We start from the raw sequence: 17,337 nt of genomic DNA on the forward strand, positions 1-17,337 counted from the left end.
CTGCTTTTTTGCTATACTAGATAGAGAAACAAGAAGAAGGAGCGTGCGACCATGAACAAGGAAACAAAAAAAGTAGTGATTATCGGAGATGGTGCTGTGGGTTCGACCTATGCCTACACGCTAGTCACGAGCGATATTGCAGATGAAATCGGGATTTTTGACATCAATAAGGACAAGGCGAATGCAGATAGTCTGGACCTCCTGCACAGCCTGCCCTACTCGGCGGTTACGAATAAGAAAATATACGCTGCTGACTATGCAGACTGTAAGGACGCTGACATTGTGGTCATCACGGCTAATGCACCGGCGGCCAACTTTGACAAGGGCTTTGACCGCCTGCTCTTGCTCAAGAAAAATGTCTCTATGGTCAAGGGCATCACTGAAGAAGTGATGGCATCTGGCTTTGACGGGATTTTCTTGATTGCATCAAACCCGGTCGACGTCATGTCTCAGATTGTGGCCGAAGTCTCAGGACTGCCTAAGAGCCGTGTGATTGGGACGGGGACGATTCTTGAGACCGCCCGTTTGCGGACGATTTTGGCCGGGCACTTTCAGATTGACCCTAAAAACATCCACGGCTATGTCCTTGGCGAGCACGGGGCTTCTAGCTTTACAAGCTGGTCAACGACGACGATTGCCAGCCTTCCCTTGATGTCCTGGCTGGATCAGAAGCCAGTGGCTGATTTGCCAAGCTTTGATGCGATGGACGAGGAGGTCCGCCAGGTCGGCTTTGAGATTTTCAAGGGCAAGGGCAATACCAGCTTTGGGATTGCTGGTGTCCTCGCCCGGATTACTAAAGCGATTTTTAGAAATGAAAGCAGGATTCTTCCGATTTCCGCCCATCTGAATGGAGAATATGGCGAAGAAGGCCTCTATATCGGTGTTCCTGCGGTTATTGATGCGACCGGTGTCCGTGAGCTGATTACTGTCCCTCTTTCCGATGAGGAAATGGAAAAATTTAAGGCTTCAGCCCAGTTGCTGAGGGATCATTTTAATAGTATTAAGGACGAACTCTAAAAAGCCTGCAGAAGTCAGGCTTTTATGCTAAAATAAAGCCATGAACAAAGCAATCGGAATCACAGGTGGCATCGCAAGTGGCAAGTCAACAGTCGTTGACTTTTTGATGTCTGCGGGCTATGAGGTGGTCGATGCTGACAAGCTGGTTCGCTCGCTCCAGGCTCCTGGTGGCCAGCTCCATCAGGCGATTTTTGAGCATTATGGTCCGGATTTTTTTGATGAGCAAAATGAGTTAATCCGTGAAAAGTTAGGAAGCCGGATTTTTTCAGATGACAAGGCCAGAGCAGAGCTGGGGAGCCTCCAGGGCAAGATTATCCGGGCCAATCTCTATCGGCTGGCTGAAGAAAAAGTGGCTGAAAAATTAAAAGATGGCCTCTTTTTTATGGATATTCCCCTCTTATTTGAGCAAAACTATGATGAGCTCTTTGATGAAATCTGGCTGGTGGCCCTGCCAGAAGGCCAGCAGATAGAGCGACTGATGGCGAGGAATCAGCTGACAGAAGCAGAGGCGAGGCAAAGAATTGCAACACAGTTGCCTCTGGAAGAAAAAATAAAGCGGGCAACGACAGTCTTGGATAATTCAGGGTCATTGGAAGTCCTTCAAAGACAGGTTCAGACAGCCTTAGAGAAAGCAAGAAATGCGGGTTAAAATCACACTTCGCTGCACGCAATGTGGCAGTAAAAATTATATTAGCAGTAAAAATAAGGCCAGCCATCCTGAAAAGGTAGAGTCCATGAAGTTTTGTCCCAAGGAAAGGGCGGTGACTCTCCACAAAGAGGAATGATTTCCGAACGATTAAAATGTTAGACAGAGAAAAGTCCGTCCAGGGCTTTTTATTGTCGAACAATCTAGCTAAAATGAAGTTATAACAAATTTGGAGGAAATCATGACAAAAAGAGCACTCATCAGCGTTTCGGATAAGACGGGCATTGTAGCATTGGCAAACAATCTGGTCGATTTAGGCTGGGAGATTATTTCCACTGGTGGAACCAAGGCCAGTCTTGATGAGGCAGGGGTCAAGAGCCTTGCGATTGAAGAGGTCACTGGCTTTCCTGAAATGATGGATGGCCGGGTCAAGACCCTCCATCCTCTGGTGCATGGGGGCTTGCTGGGCCGTCGTGACCTGGAAGACCACATGTCAGCCATGGCAGAACACGGCATCCAGCCGATTGACCTGGTCGTGGTCAACCTTTATCCATTTAAGGAGACCTTGCTGGCTGGTGGAGACTACGCTGAGATGGTCGAGAAAATTGATATAGGGGGACCTTCGATGCTGCGTTCTGCGGCCAAGAATCACGCCAGTGTTACTGTCCTGACCGACCCGGATGACTACGCCCTGGTCCTGGATGAACTTTCCAAAAATGGAGAAACGAGCTTTGAGACACGTCAGAAATTGGCGGGGAAGGTCTTCCGCCATACAGCGTCCTATGATGCCCTGATTGCCAGCTACCTGACGGAGCAGTTGGAAGTCAAAGAGACTGAAAATTTAACGCTGACCTACCAGCTCAACCAGACCATGCGTTATGGAGAAAACAACCACCAGTCTGCGACCTTTTATGAGTCAGCCCTGCCGATTTCCTACTCGATTGCCCAGGCTAAACAGCTCAACGGCAAGGCCCTTTCCTTCAATAATATCCGTGATGCAGATGCGGCGATTAAGATTGCACGTGACTTCTTAGAAATGCCGACCGTTGTTGCTCTCAAACACATGAACCCTTGTGGTATTGGGCAGGCTTCCACGATTGGAGAAGCCTGGGACTTTGCCTATGAGGCTGACCCTGTTTCCATTTTTGGAGGGATTATCGTCCTCAATCGTGAGGTAGATGCAGAGACGGCCCAGAAGATGCACGAAATCTTCCTGGAAATCATCATTGCCCCAAGCTATAGCCCAGAGGCCCTTGAGATTTTGACAACCAAGAAGAAGAACATGCGGATCCTGGAGCTTGATTTTTCTGAAGCCGAGGCTTCTAAGAAAGAGGCTGAAGTGACCGGCGTGCTTGGCGGTATCCTGGTCCAAGAGCAGGATGTCATTGAAGAAGAGCCAGATAGCTGGGAAATTCCGACGGCTAAAAAGCCTACGGCGACTGAGTTTGAAGCCTTGAAATTTGCCTGGAAGGCCGTGAAATTTGTCAAGTCAAACGGAATCATCGTGACCAACGACCACCAGACCTTGGGTGTCGGCCCAGGCCAGACCAACCGGGTGGCTTCGGTCAAGATTGCCCTTGAGCAGGCGACTGAAAAAGGCCTGGACAATGCAGTCCTTGGTTCTGACGCCTTCTTCCCTTTTGCTGACAATATTGAAGTGATTGCTGAGGCTGGTGTGAAGGCCATCGTCCAGCCGGGTGGATCTGTGCGTGATGATGAAGTGATTGCAGCCTGCGACAAGCACGGGATTGCTATGGTATTTACTGGGATTCGGCATTTCAGACACTAAAAAGCATAAAATGAAGGGCAGGACCTCCTGTCTTTTTTTTGCTCTGTCTTCATGGTCTAATAATGTCGTTTTCTCTGATTTACGGTATAAGTGACACTGCTTATAACTCGCCTTGCTCGAACAAGCAGACGTCAGCTCTTATATGCGCTGACTAGTCACCTCGTTAGGAAAAAATAAACAATTGCCGTTTTTATTTTTTTCCGTTATAATTATGCTAATGACAACAAAGATTGAAAGGCTCGAGCGAGTCTTAGAAGACATATACCAGGACCAGGAAATCCCGCTTTCACTGCGGGCGGCCTGTAGTTATTCGTTGATGGCTGGGGGCAAGCGGATTCGGCCAGTGATGATGCTGGATTTGATGGAGGCTTTTGGCCTGGAGCTCAGTGAGGCTCACTACAGGCTGGCTGTGACGGTTGAGATGATTCATACCGGTTCTCTGATCCATGATGACCTGCCTGCCATGGATGATGATGACTATCGGCGTGGCAAGCTGACTAGCCACAAGCAATTTGACGAGGCGACCGCGATTTTGGCCGGCGATGCCCTTTTCTTTGATCCCTTCTGGTTATTGTCTCGACTGGATTTTCCAGCTGAGCAAGTCGTCAAGCTGGTCGAGGCTCTGGCCTATGCCTCAGGCAGTTATGGCATGGTGGCCGGTCAGATCTTAGATATGGCTGGGGAAGGCAAGAGCCTGAGCTTGGCAGAGATTGAAGCCATTCATGAGCGAAAGACGGGACGACTGCTGACCTTTCCTTTTTTAGCGGCCGGGATTGTCGCTGGTAAGGATGATGCCGAGCTTGAAAGCTTGCGTGAGACAGGGCAAAGCCTTGGCCTTGCCTTCCAAATCAGGGATGATATTCTGGATGTGACAGCGAGCTTTGAGGCCCTTGGCAAGACGCCGGGCAAGGACTTGGTCGAAGAGAAGTCGACCTATGTGTCGATTTTAGGCCTAGATGAAGCGAAGGCAACATTGAGCAAGCTTTTGAAGCAAGTAAAAGAAGAACTTTCCAAATATGGAAATCAGCCAGTGATGGACTTAATCGCTGGCCTAGAAATAGGACAATAAGGTGAAAGAAAGAGTAGATGTGCTCGCCGTCAATCAGGCCCTCTTTGAGACCAGAGAGCAGGCCAAAAGAGGCGTGATGGCAGGCTTAGTCGTAGATGCCAAGTCTGGCGAACGTTTTGACAAGCCGGGCCAGAAAATCGAAGAGAATACAGAGCTAAGGCTGAAGGGCGAAAAGCTCAAGTATGTTTCCCGAGGTGGCCTAAAGCTTGAGAAGGCTTTGGACGAATTTGAAATTTCCGTATCTGGAAAAACCTGTTTGGATATTGGTTCATCGACCGGTGGCTTTACAGATGTCATGCTCCAAAGCGGGGCAGAGAAGGTCTATGCCCTCGACGTCGGGACCAATCAGTTGGCCTGGAAGATCCGTCAAGACGAGCGGGTTATTGTCATGGAGCAGTTCAATTTTAGAAATGCGACACTGAGCGATTTTCAAGAGGGACAGCCAGAATTTAGCTCGATTGATGTGAGCTTTATCTCGCTGGATCTCATTCTTCCGACACTTTACGGGATTCTAAAAGAAGCAGGCCAGGTCGTCGCCTTGATTAAGCCACAGTTTGAGGCAGGCCGTGAACAGGTCGGAAAAAACGGCATTATCAGAGATGCTAAAGTCCACGGCCAGGTCATTGAAAAGGTTCTGACAACGGCGACCAGTCTTGGTTTTTCTGCCCGCCATCTTTCCTTCTCTCCGATTAAAGGCGGAGCCGGAAATGTTGAGTTTCTCGTTGAGCTTGTCAAAGATGGCAAGGGAGAGATTTCTGAAAATATTAGTATTCAAGCCGTATTGGCCCAGGAAAGGGAGGAATTGGATTGATGAAAAGAGAAGAGCGACTGGCTTTTATCTCAGATTTGATTGAAAAAGAAGAAGTGAAAACCCAGGATGACCTGGTGGAAAGCTTTACTGAGGCTGGTGTGACGGTCACACAGGCGACGATTTCACGGGATATTAAGAGCTTGGCCCTAGTAAAAATCCCCAGCCAGACCGGAGGTTATTGCTATGCCCTGCCTCAAAAAGCGGTGCAGGCGACGACCGACTATGCTTCGGATGACTTTTTAGCAGACATGGTCTTTCAGGCTAAAATTAAAGATGAGATGATCAGCATCACGGCAAAGCCAGGCACGACAGCCGTTATTAAGCGTGAGCTAGTCGCCCGCTTTGATGCCAAAGAGCTTTTTTCTATCTTAAATGATGATGACAGCCTCTTAGTGATTGCGAGCAGTAAGGCTTCCGCAAAGAAAATCTATCAGGCCCTGAACGATTAAGGAGTAGCAGTGTTACAAGAAATTGCCATCAAGGATTTTGCCATTATTGAAGAGGTCCACCTGGCTTTTGAGTCGGGCATGACTATCCTTTCGGGAGAGACGGGGGCTGGGAAGTCCATCATTATTGATGCCATGAGCCTCTTGCTTGGAGCTAGGGCCTCTTCAGACTTTGTCCGTCACGGGCGTGAAAAGGCCGAGATTCAAGGCCTCTTTTTTGCTGACCGCAATCCTGAGCTTGATGAAGCCTTGGAAGAAGCCGGTCTTGAAGCAAGCCAGGAGCTGATTCTCCGCCGGGAAGTCTTTGCCAATGGCCGTTCAAGCTGTCGGGTCAATGGCACGCTGGTCAATCTGGCGACACTCAAAAGGATTGGCGAATGCCTAGTCGACATCCATGGCCAGCACGACAATCAGGAGTTGATGAATGCCAAGCAACACCTGAATCTCCTGGATGAATTTGGCGACGAGGCCTTTGAGGCCCTAAAGTCAGACTATCAGGCAAAATTTGAGACCTATAAGCAAATCCGAAGCCAGCTGGACCTCAAGGCTAAAAATGAAGCTGAATTTGCAGAACGCATTGAAATTTTAGAATACCAGGTCGAAGAAATCGAAGGGGCCGACATTGACCTACAGACAGATGAGGCCTTGATTGCCCGCCGTGACAAGCTCCGTCATGCCAAGGAAATCGTCGATGCCCTGAACACGTCCCACATGGCCCTGGATGACGAAGAAATTTCCAGTCTTGGAAATATCCGGACGGTCATGGCTGAGCTCGAAGGCATCTCAGAGCTTGACCCAGAATATCAGAGGCTGAGCGAGCGGACGACCGATGCCTACTATCTGCTGGAAGAAGTCGATGACCGCATCCTTGCCCTGGTCGATGACCTGGACTTTAATCCGACCGAGCTGACCCAGCTAGAAGAGCGGATTTTGACGCTTAATACCCTCAAGAAGAAGTACGGCCCAGAGCTCTCTGACGTCCTGAATTACCTGGAAAAAATCCAGAAGGACCTGGCCAATCTGACAGGGACCGAAAGCAATGGCGAAAGCCTGGAAGATGCCTTAAAAACGGCCCAGTCAGCCTTGATAGAAGCCAGCAAGGCCCTGAGTAAAGCAAGACATGCCCTGGCCAGCGAGCTTGAGGATGATGTCAAGCAGGAGCTGGCTGACCTCTACATGGAAAAGGCTGATTTTAAGGTCGATTTCCAGCAGGGGAAATTCTCCAGCCGTGGAAATGAGCATGTCGAATTCTTTATCCAGGCCAATCCTGGTGAAGGCTTTAAGGCACTGGCCAAGACGGCCTCTGGTGGCGAGCTTTCCCGCCTGATGCTGGCCATTAAATCCAGCTTTTCAAGACGGGAAAACAAGACCTCTATCGTCTTTGACGAGGTCGACACTGGTGTTTCGGGTCGGGTTGCCCAGGCGATTGCCAACAAGATTTATAAGATTTCTCAGAGTGGTCAGGTGCTGGCCATCTCCCACCTGCCACAGGTGGTTGCTATTGCTGACACACAATTTTATATTGAAAAAATATCAGAAGATGACCTGACCACATCGACCGTCCGCAAGCTGAGCTTAGAAGAACGGGTTCAAGAGCTGGCCAAGATGCTGGCAGGCGATGACCTAACGCCAGAAGCACTGGCCCAAGCCGATCGTTTACTGAAGAAGAATTAAGGAGTGCGATGAAAGCAGTCTACCAGACATTTTGGAAAAATTATAGAGAAATTAATGGTCGAGCAAGCCGGCGGGATTTTTGGCTGACTCAACTGGTCCATCTGCTGGTCCTGGTCGGACTAGCCCTCTTGGCCTTGATTTTCAAGCTCCTTGACAGTTTTTCTGTCCTGCCGAGCTTTTGGACGGCTCTGAGACTGACCTCTCTGCTTTTGCTGGCGAGCTATCTGCTCATCAGTCTCCTGCCAAATCTGAGCCTGATGATTCGGAGGTTGAATGCAGTAGGCCTGCCAAAGCTCTTGGTCCTTTTGATGCTTGCTCCAGTCGTTGGTCAAATTGTACTTATCATCTTTTTATGCCTGCCTGACCAGCGTGAAAGATTGCTTTTAGGCCTTTCTCCAGTTGTGGAAGAATCTGAGAAGACAGGGCCAAAGCAGGCCTTGATGGATTATTTCCGGGGCTATTTTGACTTTACTGGTCGGACGAGCCGAGCTGGCTTTTGGTGGATGGCCCTTTTCCTGGTGATTCTCGGCCTTATCCTGACGGGGATTTATGGGACGGGCTGGCTTTTGTCAGCAGTCCTCCATCTTGAAGGTCCGGCTCCGATTCTTTTTGTCCCTGTAGTGGGGCTGTCTGTGCTTCTGGCAGTCGCCCTGGTCATCCCGACGCTGGCCATGCAGGTCCGCCGGCTCAGAGATGCTGGGCTTGCAGGTAAGTGGACGATCCTGATTTATGGGGGAATCCTGTTGAGCTTATTGTTGAGTCGTTCTTTGGCCTATGTCAGTCTTATCAGCTATGGGCGAAATAGCTATGCGATGCTTGAGCAACTCCTCTTTTTGTTGGCCCTGGTGCTGATGCTTGCGATTTTTGTTTTTAGTTTAACGCCAAAAGACGGTCTTCTGGAAGAGGTTGAAGACTGAAAAAAAGCCTGACTTTTTCAGGCTTTTTTGTTATAATATTGTAGATAATGATCAGAAAAAATATCCTCCAGGCCCGGCGTGTGGTCGTGAAAATTGGAACCTCGTCGTTGATTCTTCCCAATGGAAAGATTAATCTTTCTAACATTGATGATTTAGCCTTTACGCTCAGCGATTTGAACAATAAGGGCTATGAGGTCATCCTCGTGACCTCAGGTGCTGTGGGCGTCGGGATGAATGTTCTCGGTCTTGAGAAAAAGCCTGACGAATTAGAAAAGAAGCAGGCCTTAGCTTCAATCGGCCAGGTCGAGCTCATGAGCCTCTATACACAGGTTTTCCACCGCTATTCTCAAAAAGTCTCACAACTCTTATTAACCCGGGATGTGATTGACTATCCAGAAAGTAGGAAGAATGCGACCAATGCACTGGAAGCCCTGCTAGAGCTGGATATAATCCCCATCATCAATGAGAATGATGCGATTGCTGTCGATGAGATGGAACATCAGACCAGGTTTGGCGATAATGACACGCTGGGAGCCATTGTGGCTAAGCTTGTCGGGGCCGACCTGATGATCATGCTCTCAGATATTGACGGCCTTTATGACAGGAATCCTAATCTTTATGAGGATGCAAAGATATTTAGAGAAATCCATGAGATTACAGACAATCTGATGGCAATTGCCGGCGGTGCAGGTTCTAAATTTGGAACTGGAGGAATGGCCTCAAAGCTCACTGCTGCAGCGCTTCTCTTTGAAAATGGCCAGGAAATGGTCTTGAGCAATGGTTCTCGAATTCGTGAGATTCAGGCGATTGTTGAAGGAAAGGAAATTGGGACTTATTTTGCGAAATTATGATTTTGTAGAGCTTTCAGAAGAAGAATATAGAAATTATGCAAAGACTGTAAAAATCGGAAGCTTTTTACAGATGCCAGAGATGAAAGCCCTACTTCAGCCACTGGGCTGGAAGACTTATTATGTGGGAGTTAAGGAAGATGGCTTGATTAAACTGGCCAGTTTTTTGGTCGCCAAGCATATGACGGGTGGGATGCATTTTGAAATGCAATACGGCGTGATTACTGCCGAAAAAGATGAGCTGGCAGAAAACTTTTTCTATGAGCATCTTAAATATTTTGTAAAAGCTCATCATGGCTTGGAACTCCTGGCTATTCCTAATAATGACTATCAACATTTAGATGATAAGGGCGAAGCAATCACTGAAAAAGATGATGATTTTATCAATCGTCTGAATCATTTAGGTTATAAACATTGGGATTTTATAACGGGCTTTAATGATCGCGGAGAATCTATCTGGCACTATGTCAAGGATTTATCAGCTATTGCTGATAGCAAGAAGCTCATGAAGTCATATAGCAAGGCCGGCCAGCATTCTGTTAAAAAGACTCAACAATTTGGGATTAGGGTGAGACCAATGCAACGTGAGGAGCTATCGGTCTTTAAGGATATGACCGCTCAGACCTCAGAACGGCGGGGCTATGATGATCACGACCTCCCCTACTATGAGCATTTCTACGATGCTTTTGGAGAAAATTGCGATTTTCTTCTTGCTGAGATAAATTTTGCCCAGTATGCGAAAGGCCTAGAAGAAGACATTTCTAAAAATGAAGCTAAGATTCAAAGCTTGAATGCAGATATCGAGGCTTCAGATTCTGCCAAGAAAAAGAAACAAAGGGATGAGCTCGTTAAGCAGACAGCAAGCCTGCAGAAGCGGATGGATGAGGTTGCTGGCTATGTTGAGACCTATGGCGACCAGGCAGTTCCTCTTGCTGGAGCCCTCATGGTTTATAATTCTGCTGAGACTGTTTACCTGGCTTCAGGCTCTTATGAAAATTTCAAAAACTTTTATGCTCCCTTTGCTATCCAGCACTATGCCATGTCTAAAACGCTTGACTTAGGGATTTCAAGCTATAACTTCTTTGGTATTCAAGGAAAATTAGACGGGAGTGATGGCGTCCTGCGCTTTAAGGAAAACTTCGCTGGAGAGATTGTTGAGAAGATGGGCTATTTTGACTACGTCGCCCACCCTATGAAGCAAAAATCTCTCCTAGTGCTAAAAAAATTAATGAGGAGACATTAATGGAGCTTTCACTGATTTCCAAGGAAGAATTTACTGCCTTTGCCAATCAATACGCAAGGACTTTTTTACAGAGTCCAGAAATGGAAGGCCTGCTTGAAGCATCAGGATGGGACTGTCATCTGCTCGGTATCCATAAGACAGGGGAACTTGAACTGGTTGCCCTCCTGATTTCAAAGCCGATGACAGGTGGCCATCATTTTGAGCTCCAATACGGTCCTGTCTATAAGGATGAGAATGATGCCCTTGAAAGTTTCTTTTATGAGGCCCTCAAAGGCTACTTAAAACGAGAAAACTGTCTGGAATTTTTAGCAATTCCAAATGTCGATTACCAACGATTTAATGATAGGGGAGAAGCAGAAGGCCCTGCTAATGACGCCTTCATTGATAAGCTTAAAAAGTTGGGCTACAGCCATCAGGGACTGGAGAACGGTTATAATTCTCGTGGAGAAAGCACCTGGCACTACCTTAAAGATCTCTCTGCTCTTGAAAATGAAAAGCAACTGCTCAAGTCTTACAGCAAGGACGGGCAATATTCGGTCAAGAGAACTCAACAGTTTGGGATTCGGGTAAGGGCCCTGGCAAAAGATGAACTCTCTGTCTTCAAGAACATCACAGAACAAACCTCAGAACGTCGAGGCTATAATGACCATGACCTGGCCTACTATGAACGGCTCTTTGAGAGCTTTTCTGATAGGGCGGAATTCCTGGTTGCAGAGATTAATTTTTCGGATTATAAGGCTTCTATTGAAAAACGGATAGATGAGCTGGAGACTAAAATTGCTGCTATCAACAGCCCGCGTAAGGAAAAACAGCGTAAGGAGTTTGAAGACCAGCTCCGGACACAGAAAGTCCGCCATGAAGAAGCCATAGAGCTCCTGGAGAAGCACGGTGCAGAAGATATTGTTCTGGCTGGCAGTCTCTTTATTTACGGCCCTAATGAAACGACCTATCTCTTTAGTGGCTCCCTAGAAGCCTTCAAAAAGCTTTATGCCCCCTTTGCCATCCAGCATGAGGTCATGAAAAAGTCTATCGCAGCTGGCATTCCAAGCTATAATTTCTTTGGCGTTCAGGGCGTTTTTGATGGGACAGACGGCGTGCTTCATTTTAAGCAGAATTTTGCGGGTTATGTAGTTCAAAAGGTGGCCTACTTTAATTATTATCCAAGTCCTGCCAAGTTTAAGCTACTTCAGGCAACCAAAAAACTCTTAGGAAGAAAATAATGACCTTTCAAGAAATTACTAAAGACGAATTTGCTCAATTTTCAAGGCAATACAGTCAATCTTTTTTGCAGACCCGGCAGATGGCAGAGATGCTTGAAAAGCGGGGCTATCAGCCTTATTTTGTAGGAATTAAACAGAATGATGAGCTTAAGCTTGCTGCCTTTATGACCAGTCTTAAAGTTTTTGGGGGACTGAAGTTTGAGCTGAATTTTGGTCCGATTGGACAGGCTAATGAAGCAGAATTGGCCTCATTCTATAAGGGCCTAAAAGCTTTTGTGGCTGATCATCAGGGCTTGGAGCTCAGGACCTATCCAGATAGCAACTATAGGACCTATGATCCCAAGGGGGAAGCCATCGACCAGCCTAATGAGCGAGCTGTTGAGCAACTCAAGAGCTATGGCTTTGACTTTGTTGTCCGGCATATTGGTTTTGATGAGCAAGATGTGGTTGCAGAATGGCAGTATATCAAGGATTTAGCGGAGATTAGTGATGAAGAAACCTTACTAAAGAGCTATAACTCAAATGCTAAGCGAAATGTGAAGAAGGCCATCAAGAATGCTGTAAGCGTTCGTGTTGCTGATTTTGACGAGCTTGACAAGGTAGAAAAGCTTATTGAAGGGACAGGTGAAAAGCGGAAATTTGCTACAAAGGATCTGTCTTATTATCAGGAGCTTCATCAGGCCTTTGGTGATAAGGCTGAGATGCTCTTGACCGAAGTCGAGGGCAAGGCGATTGCGGCTGGAGTCTTTATCGAGGTTGGAAGTGAGTTTCTCTACCTCTACGGTGGTTCAGACGGAGCTTACGGCAAGCTTGGAGGACCTTTTCTCTTGCAACACACTGCCATGCTTCATGCCTTAGAACGCGGCCTTAAGTCTTATAATTTCTACGGAATTTCAGGGAAATTTGATGGCTCAGATGGCGTTCTTCGCTTTAAGCAGAATTTTGGCGGATATATCACACAAAAATTGGGTGAATTTGCCTATTATCCATCTAAGACAAAGTTCAAATTGATTGACATTCTTAAAAAAATAACAGGGCGTAAATAAATGTACAGTGTAAAAATCGGGCTTGACGCCCAAAGCCATGATGACTTTATCGAAAATTCTAAGCTGCCTAATCTCTTGCAGTCCAGCAACTGGGCCAAGGTCAAGGATAATTGGGGGAGTGAGCTCATCGGCTTTTTCCAAGATGATAAGCTCAAGGCCAGCTGTCTGGTCCTGATCCGACCCTTGCCGATGGGGATGAGCATGCTCTATATTCCTCGTGGTATTGCCATGGATTATGAGGATGAAGGCCTGCTAAAGTTTGTTATTGCTGAACTTAAAAAGTTTGCAAAATCTAAAAAGGCCCTCTTTACGAAGCTGGACCCGGCTATTAACTTTGGAGCAGCGAGACCGCTTATCTCGGCCTTAGAGCACTTAGGGCTTGAGTACACCGGTCGGACCCAGGATATGCATGATACTATCCAGCCCCGTTTTAATGCGGTCATCCACGAGGAAGACTTCAGCGAAGAGGCTCTGGACAAGAAGACTCGGCAGTTCTTGAGAAAGGCAAATAATTCTCATCCTATTGTCGTTCATGGCTCTAAAGAGCTGGTCCCTGTCTTTGCTGAGTTGATGAAAAAGACAGAATCTCGTAAGCAGGTTAGTCTGAGAAATGCAGACTATTATGAGAAGCTCTTAGACATCTATGGGGCTAAGGCCTTTATCAGCCTGATTCAGTTTGATATGGGAGCCGTAAAGGCAGACCTTGAGCAAAATGCTGAAAATGTCCGGTCAAATTTAGCTAAGGCGAAAAACGAAAAGCGGACAAGGGCCCTAAATGAAGAACTGGCTATCATCGAGAAGAACCTGTCAGAAACGCAGGCCCTCATTGAGCAACGCGGGGAAGTGATCCCTGTCGCAGCCTGTCTCACCATCAATGTCTTTGCTGCTGCAGAAACACTCTATGCCGGGACAGACACCGACTTCCAGAAATACTATCCAAGCTATCTGGCCTGGTATGAAACTATCAAGCATGCCTTTGAACAGGGGGCAATGACCCTCAACATGGGTGGCCTTGAAAATTCATTGTCGCCAGAAGACGGTCTGCTTCGTTTTAAGAAGCACTTTAATCCTCGGATTGAAGAGTATGTGGGCGAGTTTGACTTGCCGACACACCGCCTGCGTTACAAGCTGGCCAATTACTTCTATAAGCGGAAGAAAAGAAAATAAGCAAAGGCGGGGCTGGTCCCTGCCTTCTTTATGTTAAAATAGAGCTATGATCATCTACGCCCTCATTGCCCTTTTGGCAGGCATTTTGATTTCCAATCAAACGCCGATCAATACTGACTTAAAAAACTATTCGGGCACGCCACTTTCAGCTGGGCTCTTGTCCTTCTTCGTCGGGAGCATATTTCTAGCCCTCGTGACCTTTCTGACGACTGGCCGTCTTTTACCGGGCCCTGACTTTATAGCAAGTCAGCCGGCCTGGATATGGCTGGGTGGCTTTTTAGGGGCAATTTATCTGACCAGCAACATCTTTCTCTTTCCAAAGCTGGGAGCCCTGCAGACCGTGATTCTGCCGATTGTTGGCCAGATTGTCATGGGGACGATGATAGACAGTTTTGGCCTTTTTGGAGCGAGAAAAATCCCTTTTAGCCTCCTGCATTCACTGGCGATTTTGCTCTTGTTTGCTGGCTTAGTCGTCGCTGTTGTCCTGCCGACTTTTTTGGTCAAAAAAGAAAAGGCTTCGGTCCAAAGGTCAGGAAAGCTTATTGGTTGGCAGGTCTGGGGGATCATTATTGGTGGCCTTGGAGCCATGCAACAGGCCATCAACGGCCGACTCGGGGTGCTCTTGGCCAATACGCCCCAGGCGACCTTTATCAGCTTCTTGACAGGCGTGATTCTGATTTTTATTGTCGTCATGATTGTTGATAAAAAATTGCCTCGGCTTAGCAATTTGAGTCAGGCTAAGCCCTGGAACTTTCTCGGAGGTATCCTTGGAGCCCTCTTTGTCTTTGCGACAGTGGTTGCTGTTCCAAAAATCGGTACGGGTCTTAGCATCATGATGGGCCTGATTGGGCAAATCATCGGTGGGATGCTGGTCCAGCAGTTTGGCCTCTGGAAGTCCAAGAAGAACCCGGTTCAATTTCTACAGGTCCTAGGTGCAGTGATCATGGTCATTGCCGTTGTTTTAATAAAAATTTTGTGAGGTCACATGTTTACAGAAAAATCATTTCAAGTCTTTGACATTGAAGGGCTCGAGCCCAGAATGGAGGCCATCCGGGCTGAGATTCAACCCGTATTTTCCGAAATTGGAGAAATTCTCAGAGGACAGCTGGCTGAGGCTCTTCCAGAAATGGATTTTTATCTCCATATTGCCCAGCACAGACGGCGGACGGCCTATGCACCAGATAGTACCTGGTCAGCTATTTCGACTCAGAAGCGGGGCTATAAGATGGAGGCTTGCTGGACCTTGGGTATCTGGAAGGACCATGTCTTTCTTTACCTGTCGATGATTGACCAGCCCAAGGCTAAGGAGGCCTATGCTGAACTTTTGAGCAAGACAGCAATCAAGGGGGACTTTGCCATTTCTAAAGACCACACTCAAAACACCGTCTTTGGCATGGAAGAATTAGCAGTAGCCCTCGAGCGTTTCCAAAAAGTAAAGAAGTCAGAATTTGAAATTGGTCGAATCTGGCCAGCTGCGACCTTTGTAGAAAAGCCAGCAGACGAGCTTTTACAAGAGATGCAGGCGACTCTGACCGATCTCCTTCCAATTTATAAGAAATTACTAGAGGTATAAGATGCGTTATCTAACAGCTGGCGAAAGCCACGGGCCAAGACTGACGACCATCATCGAGGGCCTGCCTGCAGGCCTCGAGCTTTCGGCGAGCGACATCAATATTGAGTTGAAACGCCGTCAAGGTGGATATGGCCGTGGTGGACGGATGGCGATCGAGTCTGACCAGGTCGAAATCACATCAGGTGTCCGTCATGGCAAAACCCTAGGTTCGCCTGTCACGCTCAATGTGACGAATAAAGATTTTGTCCACTGGACAGAAATCATGGCGGCTGAAGAAGTCGAAGACAAGATCAGGACCCAACGTCGCCTGACCAAGCCCCGCCCTGGCCACGCCGACCTGGTCGGTGGCATGAAGTATGACTTTGACGACCTCAGAAATGTCCTCGAACGCTCAAGTGCTCGTGAGACGACCATGCGGGTCGCTGTCGGAGCCGTGGCTAAGAAGCTCCTGGCAGAGCTTGGTATCGAGTTGGCCAATCATGTCGTCAACTTTGGTGGCTTTGAGCTGGCGAGCTCAGAAGAACTGACGGTCGCTGAAATCAAATCAACTGCCGGTCAAAATGACCTTTCTATCGTCGATGAAGGCCAGGCAGATGACATCCGTGCTCATATTGATGCCATCAAAAAGGCGGGTGACACGATCGGTGGGATTGTTGAAGTCAGGGCTAGTGGCTTACCTGCAGGCCTCGGCTCCTATGTCCACTATGATCGTAAGCTTGATGCCAAGTTGGCCCAGGCCGTCGTGTCTATTAATGCCTTTAAGGGAGTGGAATTTGGCCTTGGCTTTGAGGCCGGCAAGCTCCGAGGATCTGAGGTCATGGACGAAATCAACTGGGAGGCGAAATCAGGCTATGCTCGCTCGAGCAACCATCTAGGTGGCTTTGAAGGCGGCATGACCAATGGCCAAGACATCATCGTCCGGGGCGTCATGAAGCCTATCCCAACCCTATACAAGCCCTTGATGTCAGTCGACACTGAGAGCCACGAGCCCTATAAGGCCAGTGTTGAGCGGAGCGACCCGACCGCCCTGCCAGCTGCAGGTGTGGTCATGGAAAATGTCCTTGCAACCGTCCTGGCCCAGGAAATTTTAGAAAAATTTAATTCAGACAATATGAAAGAGCTCAAGGAGGCTCTGAAAGCTTATCGCCAGAGGCTCGAGGAATACTAAGAAAATGAATGCGATTGAAATTAAAATCAACAAGCGGGAGACCATGGTCTTTGATGACTGGGACAATGCCAATCTCTTTATAGAAAGCTTTACCCAGGACTTTGCTGAAAATATTGTGATTTCAGCTCCAAAAGAGGCCCATCCTGATCATATCGAGATGTCAGCTGTCTTCTACCAGCCCAGAGAGCCCAAGCCACAAGGCCAAGAAGTGCTCTTGCTTGATATTAAATTGCCCAAATAGATGAGAAAAAATAAGCCATTCTTCAAAACTTACAAAATTGTAAGTTTAAGGCTTTTTTTTTCTGCTAAAATGAATTTATCAACTCAATAAGGAGATTAACATTATGAAAAAAATATTAATTGGAATCGTCGCAGTTCTCGTCATCATCGGAGCTGGAGGCTTTGGCTGGTATCAGCTGACCTATGGAGGCAAAGATTACTACGTACAAATCAAGACGGACGGAGAGAAGAGGACGGTTACAGCCAATGACGGCAACAAGTTCCCCATCTATACCTATAAAATCAAGGCCACTGAAAAATCTGGCCAGACCAAGGACATCGAATTTACAGCTGACCACAACCTCCGCCACGGTGCCTATCTTGACTTGACTTACAACAACAAGAAGGGCGTGACGAACTGGAAGGAAGTGCAAAAAGATGAGGTGCCAAAAGAAGCCCTCGACAAGCTCAACTAGGGAGGTAG

General features: G+C 47.5%; 19 protein-coding genes. All 19 read left to right on the forward strand.

Going from position 1 to position 17,337, the window contains the following annotated elements; translation table 11 throughout:
* The first annotated feature begins 51 nt into the window (after positions 1-51).
* The 19 genes from NtB2_RS01565 to NtB2_RS01655 all read left to right on the forward strand — a co-directional run bounded on the left by NtB2_RS01565 (position 52) and on the right by NtB2_RS01655 (position 17,329).
* Positions 52-1,017, forward strand: a complete 966-nt coding sequence (locus NtB2_RS01565) for an L-lactate dehydrogenase (protein WP_109245193.1) — start codon at positions 52-54, stop codon at positions 1,015-1,017.
* A gap of 40 nt (positions 1,018-1,057) precedes the next feature.
* Positions 1,058-1,666, forward strand: coding sequence for a dephospho-CoA kinase (gene coaE / locus NtB2_RS01570; RefSeq protein WP_109245194.1), 609 nt, complete (start codon positions 1,058-1,060; stop codon positions 1,664-1,666).
* Positions 1,656-1,802 (forward strand): 50S ribosomal protein L33, encoded by a 147-nt coding sequence (gene rpmG, locus NtB2_RS01575; RefSeq protein WP_109245195.1) that lies wholly within the window; start codon positions 1,656-1,658, stop codon positions 1,800-1,802. The genes coaE and rpmG overlap by 11 nt, the downstream gene beginning before the upstream one ends.
* Positions 1,803-1,904: 102 nt before the next feature.
* Positions 1,905-3,452 (forward strand): bifunctional phosphoribosylaminoimidazolecarboxamide formyltransferase/IMP cyclohydrolase, encoded by a 1,548-nt coding sequence (purH, locus tag NtB2_RS01580; RefSeq protein ID WP_109245196.1) that lies wholly within the window; start codon positions 1,905-1,907, stop codon positions 3,450-3,452.
* 217 nt (positions 3,453-3,669) lie between these two features.
* Entirely contained in the window at positions 3,670-4,521 is an 852-nt protein-coding gene (locus NtB2_RS01585; RefSeq protein ID WP_109245380.1) for a polyprenyl synthetase family protein, read from the forward strand.
* A gap of 1 nt (position 4,522) precedes the next feature.
* Positions 4,523-5,332 carry a TlyA family RNA methyltransferase gene (locus tag NtB2_RS01590; RefSeq protein WP_109245197.1) on the forward strand — a complete coding sequence of 270 codons (810 nt, stop codon included), beginning with the start codon at positions 4,523-4,525 and terminating at the stop codon, positions 5,330-5,332.
* Positions 5,332-5,781, forward strand: coding sequence for an arginine repressor (locus tag NtB2_RS01595; protein WP_109245198.1), 450 nt, complete (start codon positions 5,332-5,334; stop codon positions 5,779-5,781). The genes NtB2_RS01590 and NtB2_RS01595 overlap by 1 nt, the downstream gene beginning before the upstream one ends.
* Before the next feature lie 9 nt (positions 5,782-5,790).
* Complete coding sequence (gene recN, locus NtB2_RS01600; protein ID WP_109245199.1) at positions 5,791-7,452, forward strand: DNA repair protein RecN; 1,662 nt, start codon at positions 5,791-5,793, stop codon at positions 7,450-7,452.
* A gap of 8 nt (positions 7,453-7,460) precedes the next feature.
* Positions 7,461-8,369, forward strand: a complete 909-nt coding sequence (locus NtB2_RS01605) for a DUF805 domain-containing protein (protein ID WP_109245200.1) — start codon at positions 7,461-7,463, stop codon at positions 8,367-8,369.
* Between the two features lie 47 nt (positions 8,370-8,416).
* Positions 8,417-9,220, forward strand: a complete 804-nt coding sequence (gene proB, locus NtB2_RS01610) for a glutamate 5-kinase (protein ID WP_109245201.1) — start codon at positions 8,417-8,419, stop codon at positions 9,218-9,220.
* The gene (locus NtB2_RS01615) at positions 9,195-10,460 is read left to right on the forward strand and encodes a peptidoglycan bridge formation glycyltransferase FemA/FemB family protein (protein ID WP_225867032.1); all 1,266 of its coding nucleotides are present in this window, start codon (positions 9,195-9,197) and stop codon (positions 10,458-10,460) included. Before proB ends, NtB2_RS01615 begins: the two co-directional genes overlap by 26 nt.
* Positions 10,460-11,680: an aminoacyltransferase gene (locus tag NtB2_RS01620; protein WP_109245203.1), complete on the forward strand. Its 1,221-nt coding sequence runs from the start codon at positions 10,460-10,462 to the stop codon at positions 11,678-11,680. Before NtB2_RS01615 ends, NtB2_RS01620 begins: the two co-directional genes overlap by 1 nt.
* The gene (locus NtB2_RS01625) at positions 11,680-12,726 is read left to right on the forward strand and encodes a peptidoglycan bridge formation glycyltransferase FemA/FemB family protein (protein ID WP_109245204.1); all 1,047 of its coding nucleotides are present in this window, start codon (positions 11,680-11,682) and stop codon (positions 12,724-12,726) included. Before NtB2_RS01620 ends, NtB2_RS01625 begins: the two co-directional genes overlap by 1 nt.
* Complete coding sequence (locus tag NtB2_RS01630) at positions 12,727-13,893, forward strand: peptidoglycan bridge formation glycyltransferase FemA/FemB family protein (protein WP_109245205.1); 1,167 nt, start codon at positions 12,727-12,729, stop codon at positions 13,891-13,893.
* 46 nt (positions 13,894-13,939) lie between these two features.
* Positions 13,940-14,872, forward strand: a complete 933-nt coding sequence (locus NtB2_RS01635; protein WP_109245206.1) for a DMT family transporter — start codon at positions 13,940-13,942, stop codon at positions 14,870-14,872.
* Between the two features lie 6 nt (positions 14,873-14,878).
* Complete coding sequence (locus NtB2_RS01640; protein WP_109245207.1) at positions 14,879-15,466, forward strand: DUF1054 family protein; 588 nt, start codon at positions 14,879-14,881, stop codon at positions 15,464-15,466.
* A 1-nt stretch (position 15,467) separates the two neighbouring features.
* The gene (gene aroC, locus NtB2_RS01645; protein ID WP_109245208.1) at positions 15,468-16,634 is read left to right on the forward strand and encodes a chorismate synthase; all 1,167 of its coding nucleotides are present in this window, start codon (positions 15,468-15,470) and stop codon (positions 16,632-16,634) included.
* 4 nt (positions 16,635-16,638) lie between these two features.
* The gene (locus NtB2_RS01650; RefSeq protein ID WP_109245209.1) at positions 16,639-16,875 is read left to right on the forward strand and encodes a hypothetical protein; all 237 of its coding nucleotides are present in this window, start codon (positions 16,639-16,641) and stop codon (positions 16,873-16,875) included.
* A gap of 103 nt (positions 16,876-16,978) precedes the next feature.
* Entirely contained in the window at positions 16,979-17,329 is a 351-nt protein-coding gene (locus tag NtB2_RS01655) for a YxeA family protein (RefSeq protein WP_109245210.1), read from the forward strand.
* The last annotated feature ends 8 nt before the right edge of the window (positions 17,330-17,337 follow it).

This window comes from Lactococcus termiticola (assembly GCF_003116835.1).
GTDB classification, from domain to species: Bacteria; Bacillota; Bacilli; order Lactobacillales; family Streptococcaceae; genus Lactococcus; species Lactococcus termiticola.

Excerpts from the sequence above, each read along its gene's own strand:
- NtB2_RS01565 (WP_109245193.1), top strand. The coding sequence starts at position 52 with ATGAACAAGGAAACAAAAAAAGTAGTGATTATCGGAGATGGTGCTGTG.
- aroC (WP_109245208.1), top strand. The coding sequence starts at position 15,468 with ATGCGTTATCTAACAGCTGGCGAAAGCCACGGGCCAAGACTGACGACC.
- NtB2_RS01620 (WP_109245203.1), top strand. The coding sequence starts at position 10,460 with ATGGAGCTTTCACTGATTTCCAAGGAAGAATTTACTGCCTTTGCCAAT.
- NtB2_RS01640 (WP_109245207.1), top strand. The coding sequence starts at position 14,879 with ATGTTTACAGAAAAATCATTTCAAGTCTTTGACATTGAAGGGCTCGAG.
- proB (WP_109245201.1), top strand. The coding sequence starts at position 8,417 with ATGATCAGAAAAAATATCCTCCAGGCCCGGCGTGTGGTCGTGAAAATT.
- NtB2_RS01635 (WP_109245206.1), top strand. The coding sequence starts at position 13,940 with ATGATCATCTACGCCCTCATTGCCCTTTTGGCAGGCATTTTGATTTCC.
- NtB2_RS01625 (WP_109245204.1), top strand. The coding sequence starts at position 11,680 with ATGACCTTTCAAGAAATTACTAAAGACGAATTTGCTCAATTTTCAAGG.
- NtB2_RS01630 (WP_109245205.1), top strand. The coding sequence starts at position 12,727 with ATGTACAGTGTAAAAATCGGGCTTGACGCCCAAAGCCATGATGACTTT.
- NtB2_RS01650 (WP_109245209.1), top strand. The coding sequence starts at position 16,639 with ATGAATGCGATTGAAATTAAAATCAACAAGCGGGAGACCATGGTCTTT.
- NtB2_RS01655 (WP_109245210.1), top strand. The coding sequence starts at position 16,979 with ATGAAAAAAATATTAATTGGAATCGTCGCAGTTCTCGTCATCATCGGA.
- coaE (WP_109245194.1), top strand. The coding sequence starts at position 1,058 with ATGAACAAAGCAATCGGAATCACAGGTGGCATCGCAAGTGGCAAGTCA.
- purH (WP_109245196.1), top strand. The coding sequence starts at position 1,905 with ATGACAAAAAGAGCACTCATCAGCGTTTCGGATAAGACGGGCATTGTA.
- NtB2_RS01585 (WP_109245380.1), top strand. The coding sequence starts at position 3,670 with ATGACAACAAAGATTGAAAGGCTCGAGCGAGTCTTAGAAGACATATAC.
- NtB2_RS01605 (WP_109245200.1), top strand. The coding sequence starts at position 7,461 with ATGAAAGCAGTCTACCAGACATTTTGGAAAAATTATAGAGAAATTAAT.
- rpmG (WP_109245195.1), top strand. The coding sequence starts at position 1,656 with ATGCGGGTTAAAATCACACTTCGCTGCACGCAATGTGGCAGTAAAAAT.
- NtB2_RS01595 (WP_109245198.1), top strand. The coding sequence starts at position 5,332 with ATGAAAAGAGAAGAGCGACTGGCTTTTATCTCAGATTTGATTGAAAAA.